General features: G+C 57.7%; 8 protein-coding genes and 1 tRNA gene. 8 read left to right on the top strand and 1 reads right to left on the bottom strand.

The genetic code is table 11. The annotated features are described in order from the left end of the window. The first annotated feature begins 592 nt into the window (after positions 1-592). A complete protein-coding gene (locus H096_RS25525; RefSeq protein ID WP_033902120.1) occupies positions 593-1024 on the top strand; it encodes a GNAT family N-acetyltransferase in 432 nt (143 codons plus the stop codon). A 35-nt stretch (positions 1025-1059) separates the two neighbouring features. Here the strand turns inward: H096_RS25525 and H096_RS33620 are convergent, their stop codons facing one another. Continuing rightward, positions 1060-1299: a DNA-binding protein gene (locus tag H096_RS33620; protein WP_033902121.1), complete on the bottom strand. Its 240-nt coding sequence runs from the start codon at positions 1297-1299 to the stop codon at positions 1060-1062. A gap of 82 nt (positions 1300-1381) precedes the next feature. Between H096_RS33620 and H096_RS25530 the strand changes: the two genes are divergently transcribed. From H096_RS25530 to H096_RS34405, 7 genes are all read left to right on the top strand, one after another. Continuing rightward, on the top strand, positions 1382-1747 hold the full coding sequence (locus tag H096_RS25530) for a helix-turn-helix transcriptional regulator (RefSeq protein ID WP_033902122.1): 366 nt from the start codon (positions 1382-1384) through the stop codon (positions 1745-1747). Positions 1748-1898: 151 nt separating this feature from the next. Further along, positions 1899-2540 carry a UvrY/SirA/GacA family response regulator transcription factor gene (gene uvrY / locus H096_RS25535; protein ID WP_033902124.1) on the top strand — a complete coding sequence of 214 codons (642 nt, stop codon included), beginning with the start codon at positions 1899-1901 and terminating at the stop codon, positions 2538-2540. A 1-nt stretch (position 2541) separates the two neighbouring features. Beyond that, positions 2542-4365 carry an excinuclease ABC subunit UvrC gene (gene uvrC / locus H096_RS25540; protein WP_033902125.1) on the top strand — a complete coding sequence of 608 codons (1824 nt, stop codon included), beginning with the start codon at positions 2542-2544 and terminating at the stop codon, positions 4363-4365. 32 nt (positions 4366-4397) lie between these two features. Beyond that, complete coding sequence (gene pgsA / locus H096_RS25545) at positions 4398-4958, top strand: CDP-diacylglycerol--glycerol-3-phosphate 3-phosphatidyltransferase (RefSeq protein WP_003232771.1); 561 nt, start codon at positions 4398-4400, stop codon at positions 4956-4958. A 60-nt stretch (positions 4959-5018) separates the two neighbouring features. After that, a tRNA-Gly gene (locus H096_RS25550) sits at positions 5019-5094 on the top strand. Between the two features lie 229 nt (positions 5095-5323). Further along, the gene (locus tag H096_RS34400) at positions 5324-5734 is read left to right on the top strand and encodes an integrase arm-type DNA-binding domain-containing protein (protein WP_051422199.1); all 411 of its coding nucleotides are present in this window, start codon (positions 5324-5326) and stop codon (positions 5732-5734) included. A 9-nt stretch (positions 5735-5743) separates the two neighbouring features. Then, positions 5744-5968: a hypothetical protein gene (locus tag H096_RS34405; RefSeq protein WP_206542903.1), complete on the top strand. Its 225-nt coding sequence runs from the start codon at positions 5744-5746 to the stop codon at positions 5966-5968. The last annotated feature ends 32 nt before the right edge of the window (positions 5969-6000 follow it).

Below are 6000 nucleotides of genomic sequence, written 5' to 3' on the forward strand. Positions count from 1 at the left end.
AAACGGCGGGCTGTTCCCGCGCGCTCTGCCCTACTGGGGTGTTCGACAATTGGCCGTGTTGGCTACGTGTGTTGGCTTGCCACCAAGAGGTGACCGATCGGAGGCGGCAGGCTGTCCCGAGCGGAGCTGGCTAAATCGCCATGCGGTGGAGGTGTCGTAGCGGTAATAGGTGGCGTAGTTCATGTCGTGTGTCCTTTAAGTGTTCTTCAAAAAGTTTTAGAGGCTGAAAAAACAAAACCCCCGGTCGGGGAGCCGACCGGGGGTTAGATTTCTCTGGTAGGCGACCCCTTGAGTAGTGGGCGCCGATTTCAGGTATCAGGCGCGCCAGTGGCTAAACCAATACCCAAAATAAAAGCTGACAGGTGCGCTCGAACCGTTCACACGGGTAGCCGATACCGAGCGCGTGGCGCTGGTAGCAGGGCAAACCTGGGTGTGGGTGAGTTGCAACATGGTGTGTCTCCAAATGATGGGCAGAGCTTACTCGACGCGTGTGGATGGTTTCAATCAGAAATTTCTATTGTCTTGGAGTACTTACGGCTATGGGAGAGTGCCGATATGCTGTGGATATTCTAATTGGAATGGACACGGACACATGGCGTTTCACTTACGCGCAGCCACGGACTTGGACCTGCCGTTCGCTCGAACCCTGACCTTTGAGGCCATGAGCCATTACTACCTGCAATACGGGCTGATCTGGTCCAACGATGGCTTCGACGTCGCCTGGGCTGGCCGTGAAAACTGGCTGATCTGTAACGACGATGCGGTGCTGGGCTTTATCAGCCTGAGCCGCGACAGCCGCGCGCTCTATATCCGCGAGCTGCACATGCTCGAGACCTGCCGCAGACTTGGCGCGGGCAGCTGGGTGTTGGAGCAAATGGCGCTCAAGGCGCAAACCCTGGGTTTGTTGCGCTTGACCGTGTTCAAGACCAATCCGGCCAGGAGGCTTTACCAGCGCATGGGCTTGGGCATAGTCGGTGAAGAGGACTGCTTCTGGCGCATGGAACGCGTCTGTCCATCCAGCTAAACCATGCAGCCCATTCTAATAAGCGCATACTGGCTTCAGGAGACAACTTCCTGTTCGTTGTTTTGGCCATCAGCCTCAGAGAGGATGACCCCTTCTTTCATGCCCAGAAGGACCGCTACCTTATGGGCCTCTCCACGCCGTCCCTTTTTGCGCCCAGCGAGCACTTGATAGGTGGTTGCCGGATCAACGCCATGTTCGCGGGCGAACGCTTGGACTGACTTTCCTTGATGTTCCAGCCAGGCCTTGGCTTGTGCAGCAGTACGGATTCCGGGCATAGTTCAAAACCGTTCAAGTTCGTTTAACAAAGAGATGAGTGTGTCACCTCTTGGGGTGTGCCAACTAGGATCATACATCCAAATGAGTGGAATCGGTTCGCGTTTGAGGCAAGAAAGAGAGCGACTTGGCCTGTCGCAAAAAGTGTTTGGTGAAATCGGCGGCGTTGAAGCCAACGCCCAAGGTAAATACGAAAGTGGAGGGCGTGCGCCTAAAGCGGACTATTTGTCCCGTGTCGCTGAAAGAGGTGTGGATGTGTTGTACGTGTTGACCGGTACGGCAACACCGATTCAATTGGAGAACCTGAGCCACATCGAAGAGAAAGTGTTGGGCGATTACCGCGCCATGTTCAAGGAAGACCAGGATGCGATCCGCCGCCTGACGTCGACCTTGGCCGAACATTCCGGTTCGCTGAATGGAAAAATCAAGCCGCAGCCCCAGGATTCCTGACCCGCTGCCCAGCAAATAGAGCCGTCCACCCCTCGGTGGGCGGCTGCTGTGCGTTCAAACACTATATATATGACGCTTGCAGCTAGGTCTGCGCCTTGGTTTTTTGCTAAGGTGTTCAGCAACCTATAAGACCATATCGCGAGGTGTCTGCTTGATTAGGGTGCTAGTAGTCGATGACCATGATCTCGTTCGTACAGGTATTACACGAATGCTGGCTGACATCGATGGCCTGCAAGTAGTCGGCCAGGCCGAGTCCGGGGAAGAGTCCCTGATCAAGGCTCGAGAGTTGAAAGCCGATGTGGTGTTGATGGACGTCAAGATGCCCGGTATCGGCGGTCTAGGCGCCACGACCAAGTTATTGCGCAGCCATCCGGACATCAAGGTCGTGGTGGTGACAGTGTGCGAAGAAGACCCGTTCCCGACTCGCCTCTTGCAGGCGGGCGCAGCCGGTTACCTGACTAAAGGTGCAGGCCTGGCGGAAATGGTGCAAGCCATTCGCCTGGTCTTTGCCGGCCAGCGCTACATCAGCCCGCAGATTGCCCAGCAATTGGCGATCAAGTCCTTCCAACCCGTCAGCGACTCACCGTTCGATGCGCTGTCGGAGCGGGAAATCCAGATCGCCTTGATGATCGTCGGCTGCCAAAAGGTGCAGACGATCTCCGACAAGCTGTGCCTGTCGCCCAAGACCGTCAACACCTACCGCTATCGCATTTTCGAGAAGCTCGCCATCAGCAGTGATGTTGAATTGACCCTGCTCGCGGTGCGCCACGGCATGGTGGACGCCAGCGCCTGACATGAGCACACCGTTTGATCCCAGTGCCTTTCTCTCGACCTGCAGCGGCCGCCCTGGCGTGTACCGCATGTTCGACAGCGAGGCGCGCCTGCTGTATGTCGGCAAAGCCAAGAACCTGAAGAACCGCCTGGCGAGCTACTTTCGCAAGACCGGTCTCGCGCCGAAAACCGCTGCGCTGGTGGCGCGTATCGCCCAGGTCGAAACCACCATTACCGCCAATGAAACCGAAGCGCTGCTGCTTGAGCAGACGCTGATCAAGGAGTGGCGGCCGCCCTATAACATCCTGCTGCGTGACGATAAGTCCTACCCCTACGTGTTTTTATCCGACGGCAACTTCCCACGCCTGAGTATTCACCGGGGTGCGAAGAAGCAGAAGGGCAAGTATTTCGGGCCGTACCCTAGCGCTGGCGCGATCCGTGAAAGCCTGAGCCTGCTGCAAAAGACGTTTTTTGTGCGCCAGTGCGAAGACAGTTTCTACAAGAACCGCACCCGGCCGTGCCTGCAATACCAGATCAAACGTTGCAAGGCACCCTGTGTGGGCCTGGTCGAACCGCAGGAGTACGCCGAAGATGTTCGCCATTCGGTGATGTTCCTCGAAGGGCGTAGCAATGCCCTCACCGACGAACTCTCCGGCGCGATGGAGCAGGCCGCCAGCACCCTGGATTTTGAAAAGGCCGCTGAACTGCGCGACCAGATCTCGCTGCTGCGCCGTGTGCAGGATCAGCAAAGCATGGAAGGCGGCACCGGCGACGTGGACGTGATCGCGGCCTTCGTCAATCCAGGTGGCGCTTGTGTGCACCTGATCAGCGTGCGTGGCGGTCGGGTGCTAGGCAGCAAGAACTTTTTCCCGCAGACCGGTATTGACGAGGACGTGGCCGAAGTCATGGCCGCCTTCCTTGGCCAGTATTACGTCAGCAGTCCCGAGCGCGACCTGCCGTCGGAGCTGATCGTCAACGTGGTGCATGAAGATTTCCCCACGCTGATCGAGGCGATCCACGAATTGCGCGGCCGCGAGCTGGACATCAGCCACCGCGTACGTGGCACCCGTGCCCGTTGGCAGCAACTGGCCGTGACCAACGCCGAACAGGCCCTGGGCGCACGCCTGGCCAATCGACAGCATGTCGCCGCACGCTTTGACGCCCTGGCTGAAGTCCTCAACCTGGACGAACCACCGCAGCGCCTGGAGTGCTACGACATCAGCCACTCCAGCGGCGAAGCCACCGTAGCATCTTGCGTGGTGTTCGGGCCGGAAGGGCCGATCAAAGCCGATTACCGGCGCTATAACATCGAAGGTGTCACCGCCGGCGACGACTATGCTGCCATGCACCAGGCACTGACGCGACGCTTCAGCAAGCTGAAGGACGGCGAGGGCAAGTTGCCAGATATCCTGCTAGTGGACGGCGGCAAGGGCCAGCTGTCCATGGCCCGCGACGTGCTCAACGAGCTGGCGGTACCCGACCTCATCCTGCTCGGTGTGGCCAAGGGCGCTACACGCAAGGCCGGTTTCGAAACGTTGTACTTGAATGACGCCGCCCATGAGTTCACCTTGAAGGGCGACTCACCTGCGCTGCACCTGATCCAACAGATCCGTGACGAAGCCCACCGTTTCGCCATTACCGGTCACCGCGCCCGGCGTGGCAAAACCCGGCGAACCTCAACCCTGGAAGGGGTGGCGGGGGTCGGGCCGACACGGCGACGCGACTTGCTTAAACATTTTGGTGGCTTGCAAGAGCTATCCCGTGCCAGCATTGACGAAATAGCCAAAGCACCCGGTATCAGTAAAAAGCTCGCTGAGTTGATTTATGCGAATCTGCACAGCGAATAGAATGCCTTTCCACCTCGTAGCCAGTTGTGCCGATGAATATCCCTAATCTGATCACCGTTCTACGCGTCCTGCTTATTCCGATTTTCATTCTGTTGTTCTATTTGCCGTACGAATGGAGCTATGCGGCCTCCAGCTCGGTGTTCGCCTTCGCGGCTGCCACCGACTGGCTCGACGGCTACCTGGCCCGCCGCCTGGAACAGAGCACGCCGTTCGGCGCGTTCCTCGACCCGGTGGCCGACAAGCTCATGGTGGCTGTCGCGTTGGTCTTGCTGGTGCAGGAACACGGCAACCTGTGGCTCACACTGCCAGCCGCGGTGATCATTGGTCGCGAGATCGTCGTCTCGGCCCTGCGCGAATGGATGGCCGAAATCGGCGCCCGCGCTCATGTGGCCGTGTCGAACATGGGCAAGTGGAAAACCGCCGCGCAAATGCTTGCGCTGGTCATCCTGCTGGCCAACCCGTCGGACTTCTCCTTCTGGGTCCTGACTGGCTACGCTTTGCTGCTGATTGCAGCTGGCCTGACGCTGTGGTCCATGCTCCAGTACCTGCGTGCTGCCTGGCCTCATCTGCGCACGACCGTTGAAAAGAAATAAAACTTTTTTGAATCAAAGGGTTGACCGGTTACGAGATTTCTATAGAATGCGCATCACCAAGCGGGAATAGCTCAGTTGGTAGAGCACGACCTTGCCAAGGTCGGGGTCGCGAGTTCGAGTCTCGTTTCCCGCTCCAAATATCGATCTACAGAGTTCCATGGAAGTCTGTAAGTCATTGAAAATAGACGCTTCGGCGTCTTTTTTCGTTCCAGTGCAATCTGTCAAAATCCACCCCCCGGCACGCATTTTAAGTACATAATTAAGTACATCGAATTCGGGTAGCGGGCACAGCGGATTTTGGGCAGAACGCCCCGGTCCGGCATCGATATACATCTCCTCGATCCTACGAGACGGGAGATGTACTCATGGCCTTGACCGATACCGCCGTTCGCCAGGCGAAACCTTCCGGTATAAATTACACCATCAAAGACACGGATGGGCTTGCGCTGTTCGTGGGCCCCAAGGGTGCCAAGCAATGGCATTTCCGCTTTTATTGGCTGGGCAGACAAGCACGTATTTCCTTGGGTGTTTACCCAGCAGTCAGCCTTAAAGATGCGCGCCGGGGGCGGGACGAGGCCAGGGCCTTGATTGCCCAGGGCGTTGATCCACGCACTCACCGTCGCGAAGCACGACTGGCCGCCAGCGCCTCTACAGACGGTTCTTTTCGAAGTGTTTTCGCCGACTGGCGTGCGTTTAAAGCCTTGAGCGTGAAGGCTGGACGCCAGGGGACTTTGGAGCAGATTGACCGCCACTTCGCCAAAGATATCTTGCCCTGATTGGGTGATTTGCCGATCGCTGAGATTTCGCGTCAGCATGTGCTGGAAGTGCTGCGCCGGATCGAGCGGCGCAAGGCCATGACCACGGCGCAGAAATGTCGCACCTGGCTCAACCAGTTGTTCCGTTATGCGATGGTCGAAAAGGGGCTCGCGACAAACCCGTCTGCCGACCTCGATATCGTGGCGCTGCCCAAGCCCAAGGTCCGTCACAATCCTTATGTAGTGGTCAACTAATCCCGGACACGACGTTAAGTTTTTCTTCGGCC

This window comes from Pseudomonas sp. FH1 (assembly GCF_000510895.2).
GTDB lineage: Bacteria > Pseudomonadota > Gammaproteobacteria > Pseudomonadales > Pseudomonadaceae > Aquipseudomonas > Aquipseudomonas azotoformans_A.